12 protein-coding genes are annotated in these 14,864 nt (G+C 64.1%); 4 read left to right on the top strand and 8 right to left on the bottom strand.

Annotated features, from left to right (window positions below; translation table 11 throughout):
* Positions 1-76: 76 nt before the first annotated feature.
* From AC2CQI_RS29555 to AC2CQI_RS29530, 6 genes are all read right to left on the bottom strand, one after another.
* A complete protein-coding gene (locus AC2CQI_RS29555) occupies positions 77-1,522 on the bottom strand; it encodes an aminotransferase-like domain-containing protein (protein WP_075802516.1) in 1,446 nt (481 codons plus the stop codon).
* Between the two features lie 343 nt (positions 1,523-1,865).
* Positions 1,866-2,675 carry an OmpA family protein gene (locus AC2CQI_RS29550; RefSeq protein ID WP_075802517.1) on the bottom strand — a complete coding sequence of 270 codons (810 nt, stop codon included), beginning with the start codon at positions 2,673-2,675 and terminating at the stop codon, positions 1,866-1,868.
* Positions 2,672-3,025: a DUF4398 domain-containing protein gene (locus AC2CQI_RS29545; protein WP_484578682.1), complete on the bottom strand. Its 354-nt coding sequence runs from the start codon at positions 3,023-3,025 to the stop codon at positions 2,672-2,674. Before AC2CQI_RS29545 ends, AC2CQI_RS29550 begins: the two co-directional genes overlap by 4 nt.
* A gap of 9 nt (positions 3,026-3,034) precedes the next feature.
* Entirely contained in the window at positions 3,035-3,859 is an 825-nt protein-coding gene (locus AC2CQI_RS29540; protein WP_484578681.1) for a substrate-binding periplasmic protein, read from the bottom strand.
* Positions 3,860-3,979: 120 nt separating this feature from the next.
* Entirely contained in the window at positions 3,980-4,909 is a 930-nt protein-coding gene (locus tag AC2CQI_RS29535; RefSeq protein WP_484578680.1) for an electron transfer flavoprotein subunit alpha/FixB family protein, read from the bottom strand.
* Positions 4,910-5,659 (bottom strand): electron transfer flavoprotein subunit beta/FixA family protein, encoded by a 750-nt coding sequence (locus AC2CQI_RS29530; RefSeq protein WP_075802521.1) that lies wholly within the window; start codon positions 5,657-5,659, stop codon positions 4,910-4,912.
* A gap of 544 nt (positions 5,660-6,203) precedes the next feature.
* Between AC2CQI_RS29530 and AC2CQI_RS29525 the strand changes: the two genes are divergently transcribed.
* On the top strand, positions 6,204-7,868 hold the full coding sequence (locus AC2CQI_RS29525; RefSeq protein WP_484578679.1) for an electron transfer flavoprotein-ubiquinone oxidoreductase: 1,665 nt from the start codon (positions 6,204-6,206) through the stop codon (positions 7,866-7,868).
* A gap of 181 nt (positions 7,869-8,049) precedes the next feature.
* Here AC2CQI_RS29525 and AC2CQI_RS29520 read toward each other — a convergent pair whose 3' ends face one another.
* Together AC2CQI_RS29520 and AC2CQI_RS29515 are read right to left on the bottom strand one after the other, a co-directional pair.
* Entirely contained in the window at positions 8,050-9,360 is a 1,311-nt protein-coding gene (locus AC2CQI_RS29520) for an MFS transporter (RefSeq protein ID WP_484578678.1), read from the bottom strand.
* An 89-nt stretch (positions 9,361-9,449) separates the two neighbouring features.
* The gene (locus AC2CQI_RS29515; protein WP_075802524.1) at positions 9,450-9,935 is read right to left on the bottom strand and encodes a histidine kinase; all 486 of its coding nucleotides are present in this window, start codon (positions 9,933-9,935) and stop codon (positions 9,450-9,452) included.
* A 345-nt stretch (positions 9,936-10,280) separates the two neighbouring features.
* On the opposite strand from AC2CQI_RS29515, the gene AC2CQI_RS29510 reads away from it, so the two are divergent.
* The 3 genes from AC2CQI_RS29510 to AC2CQI_RS29500 are packed head-to-tail and all read left to right on the top strand — an operon-like array spanning position 10,281 to position 14,819.
* Positions 10,281-11,450, top strand: a complete 1,170-nt coding sequence (locus AC2CQI_RS29510) for an efflux RND transporter periplasmic adaptor subunit (protein ID WP_484578677.1) — start codon at positions 10,281-10,283, stop codon at positions 11,448-11,450.
* Positions 11,451-13,415, top strand: coding sequence for a MacB family efflux pump subunit (locus tag AC2CQI_RS29505; protein WP_484578676.1), 1,965 nt, complete (start codon positions 11,451-11,453; stop codon positions 13,413-13,415).
* 3 nt (positions 13,416-13,418) lie between these two features.
* Positions 13,419-14,819 (top strand): efflux transporter outer membrane subunit, encoded by a 1,401-nt coding sequence (locus AC2CQI_RS29500; RefSeq protein WP_484578675.1) that lies wholly within the window; start codon positions 13,419-13,421, stop codon positions 14,817-14,819.
* Positions 14,820-14,864 lie beyond the last annotated feature (45 nt).

Here is a 14,864-nt window from a genome sequence, read left to right as displayed (position 1 = left end):
GAGTCATAGGCAACGACAGACTACCAGGGGAAAGTGCCTATGCTCCCCGTTCCAGACACGCCTGACAAGGTGCAGATTACAGATAGCCAGCACTGGCCGTTTCCTGGCACAACTGGTTGGCCAGCATTCCCAGGGTCATCAACGCCCTCTCCGCCTCACGATTCCACGGGATCCCGCAGTTGAGACGGATGCAGTGGTTGAACTGCTCGGTATTACTGAAAATCAGCCCCGGCGCAATACTGATCCCTTGCTGCAGGGCGCGCACGTGCAGTTCCTGGGTATTGACCCGGCCGGGCAAACTGACCCACAGGATGAAGCCGCCCGTTGGTCGGGTCATCTGCGTGCCTTCCGGGAAGTACTGCTGCACGGCCAACTGATAGGCACTGAGATTCTTCCGGTATTCCTGGCGGATAAACCGCAGATGACGGTCGTAACCGCCATTTTCCAGGTAAGCGGCAACCCCCATCTGCGTCACGCTGCAGGCGGAATGGGTGCTGAAGGTCTGCAAACGCTGGATTTCCGCCTGGTAGTTGCCGGCGATCATCCAGCCGATGCGCACCCCCGGCGACAGGGTCTTGGAGAAACTCGAACAGTAGATGACCCGGCCCAGGCGGTCGAAGGCCTTGAGCGACTTGGTCTTGCCCTGCTCGAACATCAGTTCGCCGTAGATATCGTCTTCGATGATCTGGATGTTGAAGTCCGAAGACAGGCGCAACAACTGTTTCTGCCGCTCCTCCGGAATGGTCCCACCCAGCGGATTGCTCAGGCGCGCGGTCAGCACCAGGGCCTTGATCGACCATTGGTTGGCGGCCAATTGCAGCGCTTCCAGGCTGATGCCGGTGGAGGGATCACTGGGGATCTCGATCACCTTCAGGCCCAGCAGATCCGCAAGTTGCAGCAACCCGTAATAGGTCGGTGATTCCGCCGCGATCAGATCCCCCGGCCGGGTCAGCACCCGCAACGACATCTGCAAGGCATCGACGCAACCATGGGTGACCACCACTTCGGACGGATCCACCACCACCCCGGCATCACGCATGCGAATGGCGATCTGCCGGCGCAGCGGCTCGAAGCCCGGGCTGAACATATAGCTGAAAGCCCGCGGGCTCTGGAAGCGGGTGACCTTGGCCAACTGCTGATGCAGCGCGCGCACCGGCAGGTAATCGACATGGGGGACTGCCGCGCCCAGCGGGAACACGCCGTCGCGCCGGGCTTCGGTGAGCACCTGCTGGATGATGCTGGCCCGGGTGACCAGGCCCGGCCGCTCGACCCGGGCGATATCCGGGGTCGATGCCGTCAGCGCGGGAGTCTGGTGCACGTAGTAGCCGGACTGCGGCCGGGCGCGGATCAGGCCCTGGTCCTCGAGATTGGCATAGGCCTGCAGCACCGTGGCATGGCTCACATTCAACTGCGAGCTCATCTTGCGCACGGACGGCACGCGCTCACCCGGCTGGTAGACACCACGCCGGATATCCTCGGCGAGCTGCTGGGCGATGCGCTGGTAAAGCAACAGGTTGGTCATGGATCCTTCTCTCGACACGGCAGGCAATCCGGTTGTACGTGTGTTCTGGCGACTGAGATTACCGTAACAGTTGCCAAGTGTACTGGGACAGATTGCGGATCAGCAGACGATACAGTTGTGTAGCGGGGAAGCAAAGCGGCGTTTGGGTATAACCATCGGGAGTTTTCAATCCTTTTTGAATGATGTTGTGGCTGAGGGCCTCATCGCTGGCAAGCCTGCTCCCACAGGGTTCTGCGGCGCTGCGGACCCTGTGGGAGCTGGCTTGCCAGCGATGAGGCCCTCCAGGCCAACAAAAAACCCGGGATCTTTCGACCACCGGGTTTCTTTCAAAGCAGCCAGCACCTCACCGCTCGGCGCCCAGCCTGCCCTTCTCATCGGAGAACACGATCTCGACCCGACGGTTCTGCGCCCTGCCCCGCTCCGAGGCGTTGGCCTCGACCGGGTACTGGTCGCCATAGCCGATCACCTTGATGCGCTTTTCATCGACCCCCAGGTCCACCAGCATATCGGCCACCGACTGCGCACGATCCCGCGACAGCGTGAGGTTATCGTCCGGGTTGCCGGTGCTGTCGGTATAACCCTCGATACGCACCACCCGCTTCGGATTCAGCTGGAGGAACTGCACCAGTTTCAAAACGGTCCGGCTGGCCGAGTTCTTCAGCTCCGCCTCGCCGGTATCGAACAGCACATCACCCAGGGTCATCACCAGGCCGCGATCAGTGTCGGTGGTGGCGAGGCTGACAATCTGCTCTTCCAGCCATTTGCCCTGCTGCTGCACGCTGGACAGCTTGGCTTCGCGCAGGGCCAGTTGCAGGCGCTGGCGCTCCAGTTCGAGCTTGGCCTGACGCTCCTGGTTGAGTACCAGGTTGCTGTGCTCGCGGGCGATTTCGCTGTAGCGCTGGCTCAGGTAGGCGTAGTGGCGCACGTCGCTGCCGGTTCCCCAGTAGGTCGCCAGACGCTCGGCCTTGGCCAGCGACTCACCCGCCCGGATCACATCCCGTGGCGCACTGCGCAACACATTGGAATCATCCTTGACCGACTGGAAGGCAGCGCTCGCCTGATCCAGTGCCACTTCGCTGCGCTGGCTGGCGCAACCCTGCAAACCGAGAACGCCGGCAATCGCCAGCACCGCCAGAGGCTTGATCGAACTCACCGTTGCTCCCCCACCTGCTTGCGAAGACGGTCCACCCGGGATTGCAGCAGGGTCAGTTGTTCCTGGCTCTTCAGGGTCAGCACCTTGGCCTCGGCCAGGCGCGCATCCAGTTCGGACTGTTCGGCGCGCATACGCGCATCGCGGAACGACTCGCTCAGCATGTTGGAACGAGCACGCTCGAGCTTTTCTTCAGCCAGCTTGAGCTCGGCAACATCATCGGTGGCACCGACGGCCTTGGCCTGCTCCAGCGCCTGCTCGGACAGGCGCATCTGCTCATGGGGTGCCGGGTCACTGGCGCAACCGGCCAGGGCCAGCAGCGCCAGAGCGGCGAATAGCGATTGAATTCTCACAGGGTATTCCTACTGTTTTGGGGCATCGAGCGGCGCCTGCAACTGCGCCTGCCAGCGCTCGACATTGCGCTGCACCGCCGCCTGGACTACGCCAGAAGCCGGCAATTCTGTCAGTTTTTTCGCCAACTGTCCGCGTAACCAGGCGTCGTTACAGGCGGAATTGTGCGACAGCGCCAGGAACAGCCCCGGGTGATCGAGGGCCTGGCCACGGGCCACGAGGTTATCGGCCATGCCCAGGCTGCGCGCCATGGCCATGCCCGAGTAGCGCCCGGCGAGCACATAGTCCACCTGGCCGAGCAGGAGCTTCTGCATGGCCTGGGTCAGGTTGGGCACCTGGACCAGCTTCAACTCGCTCTTGCTGAATGCCGCGAATTCCGGGGTGAGCCGGGATTTCTCGGAGATGGCGCCCTGATGCTTGTGCAGGTCGGCGAGGTTGTCGTAGACCAGCGTGGAATCATGCCGGGTCCAGACCACGTACTCGTTTTGCAATACCGAGGGATGGATATAGTCCATGGAGGTCAGTTCGCTGACGGCCAGCGGCGCATCCACCAGCAGGTCCATGCGCCCGCTGCGCACTTCGTCCTGGGCCTCGCTGCGCTTGCCGGCATACAGCACTTCGATCTTCAGGCCCAGCTCGCCAGCCATCTGTTTGAGCAGATCGACGTTGGCGCCCATCAGGTGCCGCGGATCCTGCGGGTCGCGCCATGAATACGGCGGCGCATCCGGACTGCCCGTCGCCACCAGCCGCTCGCATTTGCCGGCCGCCAGCGTCACCGACGGCAGGCAAGCCAGACCGAGCACCGCCAGTATTCCCTTTCGTGCAAACCGCACCATCACACGCCCCTTCTTCGACCTGCGGAAATCAAAAAGCCCGGTTGCCCGGGCCATGTCACGGTGGAAAACCACCGGCACACGCCCCGGACAACCGGGCCCTTTATAAGTGAAGCGACTGGATTAAACCAGCTTCTCCAGCTCTGGAACGGCTTCGAACAGATCCGCCACCAGGCCGTAGTCGGCCACCTGGAAGATCGGAGCTTCTTCGTCCTTGTTGATCGCGACGATGACTTTCGAGTCCTTCATGCCGGCCAGGTGCTGGATCGCGCCGGAGATACCGACGGCGATGTACAGCTGTGGCGCAACGATCTTGCCGGTCTGGCCGACCTGCATGTCGTTCGGTACGAAACCTGCGTCGACCGCGGCGCGGGAAGCGCCGACGGCTGCACCCAGCTTGTCGGCCAGGGCGTACAGGTGCTTGAAGTTGTCGCCGTTCTGCATGCCGCGGCCGCCGGAAACGACGATCTTGGCAGCGGTCAGCTCAGGACGGTCGGACTTGGCCAGCTCTTCGCCGACGAAGGCCGATTTGCCAGCGTCGTGGGCAGCGCCGACGGTTTCGACAGAAGCCGAACCACCTTCGGCGGCAACGGCGTCGAAGCCGGTAGCGCGAACGGTGATGACCTTGATCGCAGCGGTCGATTGCACGGTGGCAATGGCGTTGCCGGCGTAGATCGGACGCTTGAAGGTGTCGGCGGATTCAACCGAGATGATCTCGGAGATCTGGTCGACGTCCAGCAGCGCGGCGACGCGTGGCAGGACGTTCTTGCCGTTGGAAGTGGCAGGCGCCAGCACGTGGCTGTAGGCCTTGCCCAGCTCGGCTACCAAAGGAGCGACGTTTTCCGGCAGGAAGTGTGCGTAGGCAGCGTTGTCGGCTACCAGGACCTTGGCCACGCCAGCGATTTTCGCGGCAGCTTCGGCCACACCACCGACGTTCTGGCCAGCGACCAGGACGTGCACGTCGCCACCGATCTTGGCGGCAGCGGCAACGGTGTTCAGGGTAGCGGGTGCAACGGCACCGTTTTCGTGTTCAGCGATAACCAGGATAGTCATTTAGATTACCTTCGCCTCGTTCTTCAGTTTCTCGACCAGTTCAGCAACCGACTTGACCTTGATGCCCGCGCTGCGTGCAGCCGGCGCTTCGACTTTCAGGGTCTTGTTGGTCGAGGCGGTGGAAACGCCCAGCGCGTCCGGAGTAACGGTCTCCAGCGGCTTTTTCTTGGCCTTCATGATGTTCGGCAGCGACGCGTAGCGCGGCTCGTTCAGGCGCAGGTCGGTGGTGACGATCGCCGGCAGGTTCAGGGCAACGGTCTGCAGGCCGCCGTCGATTTCGCGGGTGACGTTGACCTTGTCGCCAGCCAGTTCGACTTTCGAGGCGAACGTGCCCTGGGCGTAGCCGGTCAGCGCAGCCAGCATCTGGCCGGTCTGGTTGTTGTCGCTGTCGATGGCCTGCTTGCCGAGGATCACCAGCTGAGGCTGTTCCTTGTCGACAACGGCCTTGAGCAGCTTGGCCACGGCCAGGGAGGTCAGCTCTTCGGCGGACTCCACCAGCACGGCGCGGTCGGCACCCAGGGCCAGGGCGGTACGCAGTTGTTCCTGGGCAGTGGCCGGGCCGACGGTAACGACGACGATCTCGCTGGCCACGCCTTTTTCTTTCAGGCGTACGGCTTCTTCGACGGCGATCTCGCAGAAGGGGTTCATGGACATTTTGACGTTGGCGAGGTCGACGCCGGAGTTGTCCGCCTTGACGCGAACCTTGACGTTGTAGTCGACCACTCGTTTGACAGCTACAAGAACCTTCATGGATTCCTCGTTACTCTCCGGTGAAAAGAATGTCGCCTGGGCCGAACCCGGCGATTGCGCGTGGGTACAAGGGCACCTCTTAAAAACGTTCGCAGCGGGAGAAAGTTAGACTGACTAGTCAGTCTCGTTTCGACCCTTCATCGCAAAACCCGTGAGTCATTTTTTGTGGTGACGTGTAAACTTCACTACAAACCCCGGTTTGGCGTAACTGCCCTGCTTGTAGCGAGGTCTTTAGGGGTGCTCCTGCATCCGACGGTCAGCCTACGGCGAGCGTAAAACCGCCCGTATCTTGACCGTAACGCCCAATCCGGTCAATACGGCAAAACCGCCAGCTTCAAGCCGCGCCTCTTTGATTTTACTGGGCTCCGGCAAATTCAAACAAACGTTTGTATTGGACCGCACAAGTGGTGTAGATATAATGCGCGGCCAAGAGAAAGCGGTGTAGTACGTCATCCCCCGAAGCTACAGAATCGCCCCCTTCGAAGTGACCGCCTTGCACCCACATTAGAAAGAAAAACCGAGAGCCTTGAGTAGGAGAGAACCTGTGGAACGCGAATACATGGAATTCGACGTGGTCGTCGTCGGCGCAGGCCCGGCGGGCCTGTCCGCTGCCTGCCGACTGAAGCAGAAAGCCGCCGAAGCCGGTAATGAAATCAGCGTCTGCGTGGTCGAAAAAGGCTCCGAGGTCGGCGCGCACATCCTCTCCGGCGCGGTGTTCGAACCCCGCGCACTGAATGAACTGTTCCCGGACTGGAAAGAGCTGGGCGCGCCGCTGAACACCGAGGTCAAGCGCGACGATATCTACGTGCTCAAGGACGGCAGCAGCTCGGTCAAGGTGCCCGACCTGTTCGTGCCGAAAACCATGCACAACCAGGGCAACTACATCATCTCCCTGGGCAACCTGTGCCGCTGGCTGGCCCAGCAGGCCGAGAACCTGGGCGTCGAGATCTACCCGGGCTTCGCCGCCCAGGAAGTGCTGTTCGACGACAACGGCGTGGTTCGCGGGATCATCACCGGCGACATGGGTGTCGACCGCGAAGGCCAGCCGAAGGACGGCATGTACACCCCGGGCATGGAACTGCGCGGCAAGTACACCCTGTTCGCCGAAGGCTGCCGTGGCCACCTGGGCAAGCAGCTGATCAAGCGTTTCAACCTGGACAGCGATGCGGACGTGCAGCACTACGGCATCGGCCTCAAGGAAATCTGGGAAATCGACCCGGCCAAGCACGAGCAAGGCCTGGTGGTGCACACCGCCGGCTGGCCGCTGGACGTGATGAAGAAGGACAACACCGGTGGTTCCTTCCTCTATCACCTGGAAAACAACCAAGTGGTGGTCGGCCTGATCGTCGACCTGTCCTACCGCAACCCGTTCCTGTCGCCGTTCGACGAATTCCAGCGTCTGAAGCACCATCCGGTGATCAGCCAGTACCTCGAAGGCGGCAAGCGCATCAGCTATGGCGCCCGCGCCCTGGCCAAGGGCGGCATCAACTCGCTGCCGAAGATGGTCTTCAACGGCGGCGCCCTGATCGGTTGCGACCTGGGCACCATGAACGTGGCCAAGATCAAGGGCAGCCACACCGCGATGAAGTCCGGCATGCTCGCCGCCGAAGCCGTGGCTGACGCCCTCCTCGCTGGCAGCGAAGGTGGCGACCAGCTCAACAGCTACGTCGAGGCGTTCAAGGCCAGCTGGCTGCATGAAGAACTGTTCGCCAGCCGCAACTTCGGCCCGGCCATGCACAAGTTCGGCCCGATGCTCGGTGCGGCGTTCAACTATGTCGACCAGAACTGGTTCGGCGGCAAGCTGCCGTTCACCCTGCACGACACCAAGCCGGACTACGCCTGCCTCAAGCTGGCGGCCGACTCGACCAAGATCGAGTATCCAAAACCTGACGGCAAGCTGAGCTTCGACAAGCTGAGTTCGGTGTTCCTCTCCAGCACCAACCATGAAGAAGAACAGCCGTGCCACCTGAAGCTGGCCGATGCCGGCATCCCGATCGGCACCAACCTGCCGCTGTACGACGAACCGGCGCAGCGCTACTGCCCGGCCGGGGTGTACGAAGTCGTCGCCCAGGAAGACGGCAGCAAGCGCTTCCAGATCAACGCGCAGAACTGCGTGCACTGCAAGACCTGCGATATCAAGGATCCGTCGCAGAACATCACCTGGGTTACCCCGGAAGGTGCGGGCGGGCCGACTTACCCGAACATGTAAGTCGCCAGCCATGAAAAAGCCCCTCTGCCGCAAGGCATGAGGGGCTTTTTATTGCATCTCGACAGAGCGACGCTGAACCCTGTGGGAGCTGGCTTGCCAGCGATGAGGCCAGCCGGAGCAATGATGTTGTCATGTCGGGCCCTATCGCTGGCAAGCCAGCTCCCACAGGGTCCGAGTCGCCTCAACTATTGGCGAGAGCCAGATCCTCTTCCGTACTCAGCCGCTCCCGCGCCCCGAAGTACATCGCCGTCAACACCCCGACCAACCCCATCGCCGCGCAGAACACCACGCATACCCACGGGCTCCACGGCATCAGCGCGATCAGCATCAGCGGCGTGGTACTCGCCCACAGCGCATAGGCGACGTTGTAGGTGAAGGAAATCCCCGACACCCGGATCCGCGCCGGGAACAGCCCGACCATCACCGACGGCACCACCCCCACCACGCCGCAGGCCAGGCCGGCCAGGGCATAGGCCACGCCCACCGTGTCCCAGCCCGCCACCAGACTGGCATACAGCGCGCCGATGCCCAGCGGCAGCAGCAGCGAATAGAGGATCAACGCACGCCAGGCGCCAATGCGATCCACCAGCATCCCGGCCAGCACACAGCCGATATTGAGGAAGACGATGCCGATACTGCTCAGGGCAAACGTGTGGCTGGCACTCATGCCGAAACGCTGCTGCATCACGGTCGGGGTGATCACCACCAGTACCACCACCGCCGAGGTCAGCACGCAGGTCAGCAACGCGGCGGGGATCAACGCCCGGCGATGCTCGCGCAGCACCGCACGCAGGGGAAACTCCACCGGCTTGTCATTACGCTGGCGTTCCAGGGCGAGGAAGATCGGGGTCTCGCTGAGCCAGCGGCGCAGCCATACGCCGATCACACCGAACACGCCGCCGAGCAGGAAAGGGTACCGCCAGGCGTAATCGAGGATCTCCTGCGGGGTGTAGATCCGCGCCAGCAGCGTCGCGGTCAGGGCCCCGAGCAGATAACCGAAGGTCAGGCCGGCCTGGAGAAAGCCTAGGGCGTAACCGCGCCGCCCGACCGGCGCATGTTCGGCAACGAAGGTCCAGGCACTCGGCACCTCGCCACCCACCGCCGCACCTTGCAGGATGCGCAGCGCCAGCAGGATCAGCGGCGCCGCATAACCGATCTCGGCATAGGTCGGCATCACCCCGATCAGCAGGCACGGCAGCGCCATCATCAGGATGCTCAGGCTGAAGACCTTCTTGCGCCCCAGGTGATCGGCGAAATGGGCCATGAGGATGCCGCCCAGGGGCCTGGCCAGGTAACCGGTGACGAAGATCCCGAAACTTTGCAGCAGACGCAGCCACTCGGGCATTTCCGGCGGGAAGAACAGCTGGCTCAGGGTCAGGGCGAAGAACACGAAGATGATGAAATCGTAGATCTCCAGCGCACCGCCCAGGGCCGCCAGGCCGAGGGTCTTGTGGTCGCCGCGCGAAAGCCGCGTGGAGTCGTTGGCAGTCATAGGGAGTTCCGCAGGAATGAACGGGGCCGCGCCAGGCGCGCCAGAACGAGGCGCAGAGCATATCAAAAATGCGCGAGGAAGCAGGTGCCTCAGGAAGGCCGGGAGAACACCGTCTGGCCGAGGTTCTGCAAGCGCTTCGCCGAGCCGCGCAGGCCGGGCTTGCCCTGTGGGCGCGGCAACTGGCCGATCACCCGCGGCCCATCCACCAGGGCCATGAAGGCATGCAGGGTTTCGTCATCGGGCACCTTGGGCAGGCTGATGCTCACCGCCTGGCGCTGCCCCGGAGGCACCACGGGCATCTTCAGGTGCTGGGATTCATACAGCAGCGCATGCTGGATCTGCACATTGACCCGACAGAACCGCTCCAGGTCCACCCCGGCATGGCTGGCCAGGTCGATATTGCCGATCAGCAGGTTGAACGGCAGCAAGGCGTTCTGCACCAGGTGCTGGAGGTCATCGAAGGACTGCACCGGGGCGATACGGAAGTAGCCCATGCGGTTGAGCATTTTCTCCAGTTGCAGAAGCTGCATCGGATGCGCGTCGGCGAGGAGGATTCGCAAGGACTTGTCGGGCATCGTCGGTGACCAGGGGCAGTGGTTGAAGGGCAACGATCCTTGGTCGATTAGCCGCAGGAAGCGGCTTTCCTTCGCAGCTCTCCTTGATAGTTGACGGGAAACCGTCGGAAATCAAGAAGGCGTCAATATATTGTTGAACTAGCCGATTCGCTTGTTGCTCCGAAACGCAAGATTATATCGGGCAACTGTAAATGACTCTCACATGCACTTAGCCCTTTCAGCCTAGTATTGCCCGCCCTCGCCCGCCACCGGCGGGTAAATCAGGGCACACGCCCTTCGTTTATCTGGGAGTCTCCCGTGCCGCCCCGGCGCCGCACGGGCCGAACCCATTGGCTGGAACCCCGCATGAGACGTCCGACATTCAAACGCCGCCTGCTGCTGTGCGCCCTTGGCCTGGCCAGCGTCGGCGCCCTGGTGGCCTGGAAAGCCCTGCCGGGCCACGACCCGCTGAGCACCGTCACCGTCACCCGCGGCGATATCGAAAGCAGCGTGACCGCCCTTGGCACCCTGCAACCGCGGCGCTATGTGGATGTCGGTGCCCAGGCCTCCGGGCAGATCCGCAAGCTGCATGTCGAGCCCGGCGACCAGGTCCGCGAAGGCCAGTTGCTGGTGGAAATCGACCCTTCGACCCAGCAGGCCAGGCTCGACGCCGGCCGCTACTCCATCGACAACCTCAAGGCACAACTGGCCGAGCAGCAGGCCCAGTACACACTCGCCGAGCAGCAGTTCAAGCGCCAGCAGAGCCTCGCCGCCGGCGGCGCCACCCGCGAGGAAGACGTGCAGACCGCCCAGGCCCAGCTCAAGGTGACCCAGGCGCGCATCGACATGTACCGTGCGCAGATTCTCCAGGCCCAGGCCAGCCTGCGCAGCGATGAGGCGGAGCTGGGCTATACGCGGATCTACGCGCCGATGTCCGGCACCGTGGTCGCCGTGGATGCCCGCGAAGGCCAAACCCTCAATGCCCAGCAGCAGACCCCGCTGATCCTGCGTATCGCCCGGTTGTCGCCAATGACCGTCTGGGCCCAGGTGTCCGAAGCCGATATCGGCCACGTCAAACCGGGCATGCAGGCCTACTTCACCACCCTGGCCGGCGGCAAGCGGCGCTGGGTCAGCACGGTGCGGCAGATCCTGCCGATCCCGCCCAAGCCCCTCGACCCGTCGATGCAGAGCAGCGGCGGCAGCACCTCCGGGAGCAGCAGCGGCGGCAAGGTGGTGCTCTACACCGTACTGCTCGACGTGGATAACCCGGACAACAGCCTGATGGCTGAAATGACCGCCCAGGTGTTCTTCGTCGCCGGCCAGGCCAGCGACGTGCTGACCGCGCCCCTGGCGGCCCTGGAGGAAGACGGTGACCAGCCCGACCAGCGCCTGGTCCAGGTGGTCGACCGCGACGGCCATGTGCAGCAGCGCCATGTGCGTACCGGGATCAGCGACCGCCTGCGGGTGCAGATCCTCGACGGCCTGGCCGAAGGCGATCACCTGCTGATCGGCGCACCTGTCGCCAGCGGGGGTTGAATGAGCACCCCGCTGATCGAACTGCGCGATATCCGCAAATCCTACGGCGGCATCGACACGCCGAAGGTCGAGGTGGTGCGGGGCGTGAACCTGGCCATCCACCCGGGTGAGTTCGTCGCCATCGTCGGTGCCTCCGGCTCCGGCAAATCGACCCTGATGAACATCCTCGGTTGCCTCGACCGTCCCACCAGCGGCCAGTACCTGTTCGCCGGCAAGGACGTTGCCGAACTGGACAGCGACGAACTGGCCTGGCTGCGCCGCGAGGCCTTCGGCTTCGTGTTCCAGGGCTATCACCTGATCGCCTCCGGGTCGGCCCAGGAGAACGTCGAGATGCCGGCGATCTACGCCGGCACCCCGGCCGACGAACGCCACGCCCGCGCCGCCGCCCTGCTGGAGCGCCTGGGCCTGGCCGGGCGCACCGGCAACCGCCCGCACCAGTTGTCCGGCGGCCAGCAGCAACGGGTGTCCATCGCCCGGGCGCTGATGAACGGCGGGCATATCATCCTCGCCGACGAACCCACCGGCGCCCTCGACAGCCAGAGCGGCGCCGAGGTCATGGCCCTGCTCGACGAGCTGGCCAGCCAGGGCCATGTGATCATTCTCATCACCCACGACCGCGAGGTCGCCGCCCGCGCCCAGCGGGTCATCGAGATCCGCGACGGCCTGGTGATCAGCGACTCGGTCAATGACCAGCATGAGCGCGAACCGGCCAGGGCCGGCCCCCAGGCCGAGGAATTGCGCCAGCACCTGGACCGCGGCGCGACCCAGACCGGCGCTTGGAAAGGCGAGCTGCTGGAAGCCCTGCAGGCGGCCTGGCGGGTGATGTGGATCAACCGCTTCCGCACCGCCCTGACCTTGCTCGGCATCGTCATCGGCGTCGCCTCGGTGGTAGTCATGCTCGCCGTTGGCGAAGGCAGCAAGCGCCAGGTGGTGGCGCAGATGGCCGCGTTCGGTTCGAACATCCTCTACCTCAGTGCCAAGTCCGCCAGCCTGCATGCGCCGGCCGGGCTGGTGACCCTCGACGATGTCGAAGCCCTGTCCGGGCTGCCCCAGGTGAAGAAGATCATGCCGGTGATCGGCAGCGAGCTGACCGTGCGCTACGGCAATGCCAGCAACAAATTCTACGTCGGCGGCAACAACACCTACTTTCCGGGGATCTTCAACTGGCCGGTGGTCGAGGGCAGCTTCTTCACCGATGCCGACGAGCGTGCCGGTGCCGCCGTGGCGGTGATCGGGCAGAAGGTCAGGGAAAAACTGTTCGCCGAGCGCAACCCCATCGGCGAATACATCCTGATCGGCAACGTGCCGTTCCAGGTGCTCGGCATCCTTGCCGCCAAGGGCGCCAGCTCCGGCGATACCGACAGCGACGGGCGCATCGTGGTGCCCTACTCCGCCGCCTCGGTGCGCCTGTTTGGCAGCCGCGACCCGGAATACGTGACCATCGCCGCCGTCGACTCGGCCCGGGTCAAGGAAACCGAACTGGCCATCGACCACCTGATGCGCAAGCTGCACCACGGCAAGCAGGACTACGAACTGACCAACTTCGCCGCGCTGATCCAGGCCGAGGCGCGCACGCAGAACACCCTGTCGCTGATGCTCGGGGCGATCGCGGCGATTTCCCTGCTGGTGGGCGGTATCGGGGTGATGAACATCATGCTTATGACCGTGCGCGAGCGGACCCGCGAGATCGGCATCCGCATGGCTACCGGGGCCCGCCAGCGCGACATCCTGCGCCAGTTCCTCACCGAGGCGGTGCTGCTGTCGATGGTCGGCGGGGTCACCGGGATCGGCCTTGCCGCGCTGATCGGCGGCGGCCTGATGCTGGCGGATATCGCCGTGGCCTTCTCCCTCGGCGCCGTGCTCGGCGCCTTTACCTGCGCCGTGATGACCGGCGTGGTGTTCGGCTTCATGCCGGCCCGCAAGGCGGCCCGGCTGGATCCGGTCAAAGCCCTGACAAGCGAATAAGCGATGAACTCCAGCCGTCTCAGTCTTCTTACCCTCAGCCTGCTGCTCGCCGCCTGCAGCAGCCAGGCGCCCGACAGCTCGCTGCCCGCCGCCCCTGCGCAATGGCAGGGCCAGCCGCAAACCAGCGCACCGATCGCCGATGGTCCGTGGTGGCAGGCGTTCGCCAGCCCGCAGCTCGATGCCCTGATCGAACAGGCTCGGGCCAATAGCTTCGACCTTGCTGCAGCCATGGCGAGGGTCCGCCAGGCCCAGGCCAGCGCGGTGATCGCCGGGGCGCCGTTGCTGCCGGAGGTGAAGTTCGGTCTCGATGCCAGCCGCCAGCGTCTGCTGCGAGGCAAAGGCTACGGCGGCATCGATGCGAGCAGCAGCGAGCGTACGTATACCTCCTACGGCACCGCCCTCAACGCCAGTTATGAAGTGGATTTCTGGGGTGGCAAGCGGGCGGCGCGGGACAGCGCCTTGCGCAGCCTCGATGCCAGCCGCTTCGACCGCCAGACCGTGGAACTGACCCTGTTCAGCGGCGTCGCCAGCAGCTACCTGCAAAGCCTGGCGCTGGTCGAACAGCTGGATATCGCCCGGCTCAACCTGACCAATGCCCGGGATGTGCTCAAGGTCGTGCAGACCCGGCATGACGCGGGTTCGGCCACGGCCCTGGAACTGGCCCAGCAGCGCAGCCTGGTGGCAGCGCAGGAGCGGCAGATTCCCTTGCTGGAGCAGCAACTGCAGGACACCCGCATCACCCTGGCGACCCTGCTGGGCGAGCCGGTGCAGCAATTGCCGGCCAGTCGCGAGCCCTTCGCGGCCATCCACTGGCCCGACATCGGCAGCGGCGTGCCCAGTGACCTGCTGGGGCGGCGGCCGGATATCGCGGCGGCGGAAGCGCGTCTGGCGGCGGCAAAAGCCAATGTCCAGGTGGCGCGGGCGGCGATGCTGCCAAGCCTGACCCTCGGGGCCAATCTCGGCTCGGGCGCGCAGGTGTTCGATCAGTTGCTGCGCAGCCCGTATTACAGCCTGACTGCCGGGCTGGCAGCGCCGATCTTCGACAATGGCCGGCTGGGGGCGGAGCGGGATAGAGCCCAGGCCGAGCAGGAGGAGTTGCTGGAGGTGTATCGCGGGAGCATCGTTTCTGCGTTCGGTGACGTGGAAAAGGCCCTGAACGGGATTGGCGGGGTGGATCGCCAGCGCCAGTGGCAGGATGAGGAAGTGCGTCAGGCACGGACGGCGTTCGAGCTGGCGGAAAGTCGTTACCGGGCGGGGGCGGAGACGCTGCTGACGGTGCTGGAGACGCAGCGGACCTTGTATCAGGCGCAGGATCAGCAGGTGCAATTGCGGTTGGCGCGGGTGCAGGGGAGCGTGGCGTTGTACAAGGCTTTAGGAGGAGGTTGGCAGATAGCTTCTCGCTAGGCTTCATGGCCTCATCGCTGGCAAGCCAGCTCCCACAGGGACTGC

The sequence above is a fragment of the Pseudomonas sp. P2S-1 genome (genome assembly GCF_057197725.1).
Note: the sequence above shows the minus strand (reverse complement) of the source record. Positions and strands in the feature narration are given on the sequence as shown.

What these genes read in the sequence shown, in the direction of transcription:
- AC2CQI_RS29520 (WP_484578678.1), bottom strand. Translation starts at nt 9,360, where the DNA reads ATGACTGCCAACGACTCCACGCGGCTTTCGCGCGGCGACCACAAGACC.
- AC2CQI_RS29530 (WP_075802521.1), bottom strand. Translation starts at nt 5,659, where the DNA reads ATGAAGGTTCTTGTAGCTGTCAAACGAGTGGTCGACTACAACGTCAAG.
- AC2CQI_RS29510 (WP_484578677.1), top strand. Translation starts at nt 10,281, where the DNA reads ATGAGACGTCCGACATTCAAACGCCGCCTGCTGCTGTGCGCCCTTGGC.
- AC2CQI_RS29500 (WP_484578675.1), top strand. Translation starts at nt 13,419, where the DNA reads ATGAACTCCAGCCGTCTCAGTCTTCTTACCCTCAGCCTGCTGCTCGCC.
- AC2CQI_RS29505 (WP_484578676.1), top strand. Translation starts at nt 11,451, where the DNA reads ATGAGCACCCCGCTGATCGAACTGCGCGATATCCGCAAATCCTACGGC.
- AC2CQI_RS29555 (WP_075802516.1), bottom strand. Translation starts at nt 1,522, where the DNA reads ATGACCAACCTGTTGCTTTACCAGCGCATCGCCCAGCAGCTCGCCGAG.
- AC2CQI_RS29515 (WP_075802524.1), bottom strand. Translation starts at nt 9,935, where the DNA reads ATGCCCGACAAGTCCTTGCGAATCCTCCTCGCCGACGCGCATCCGATG.
- AC2CQI_RS29540 (WP_484578681.1), bottom strand. Translation starts at nt 3,859, where the DNA reads ATGGTGCGGTTTGCACGAAAGGGAATACTGGCGGTGCTCGGTCTGGCT.
- AC2CQI_RS29535 (WP_484578680.1), bottom strand. Translation starts at nt 4,909, where the DNA reads ATGACTATCCTGGTTATCGCTGAACACGAAAACGGTGCCGTTGCACCC.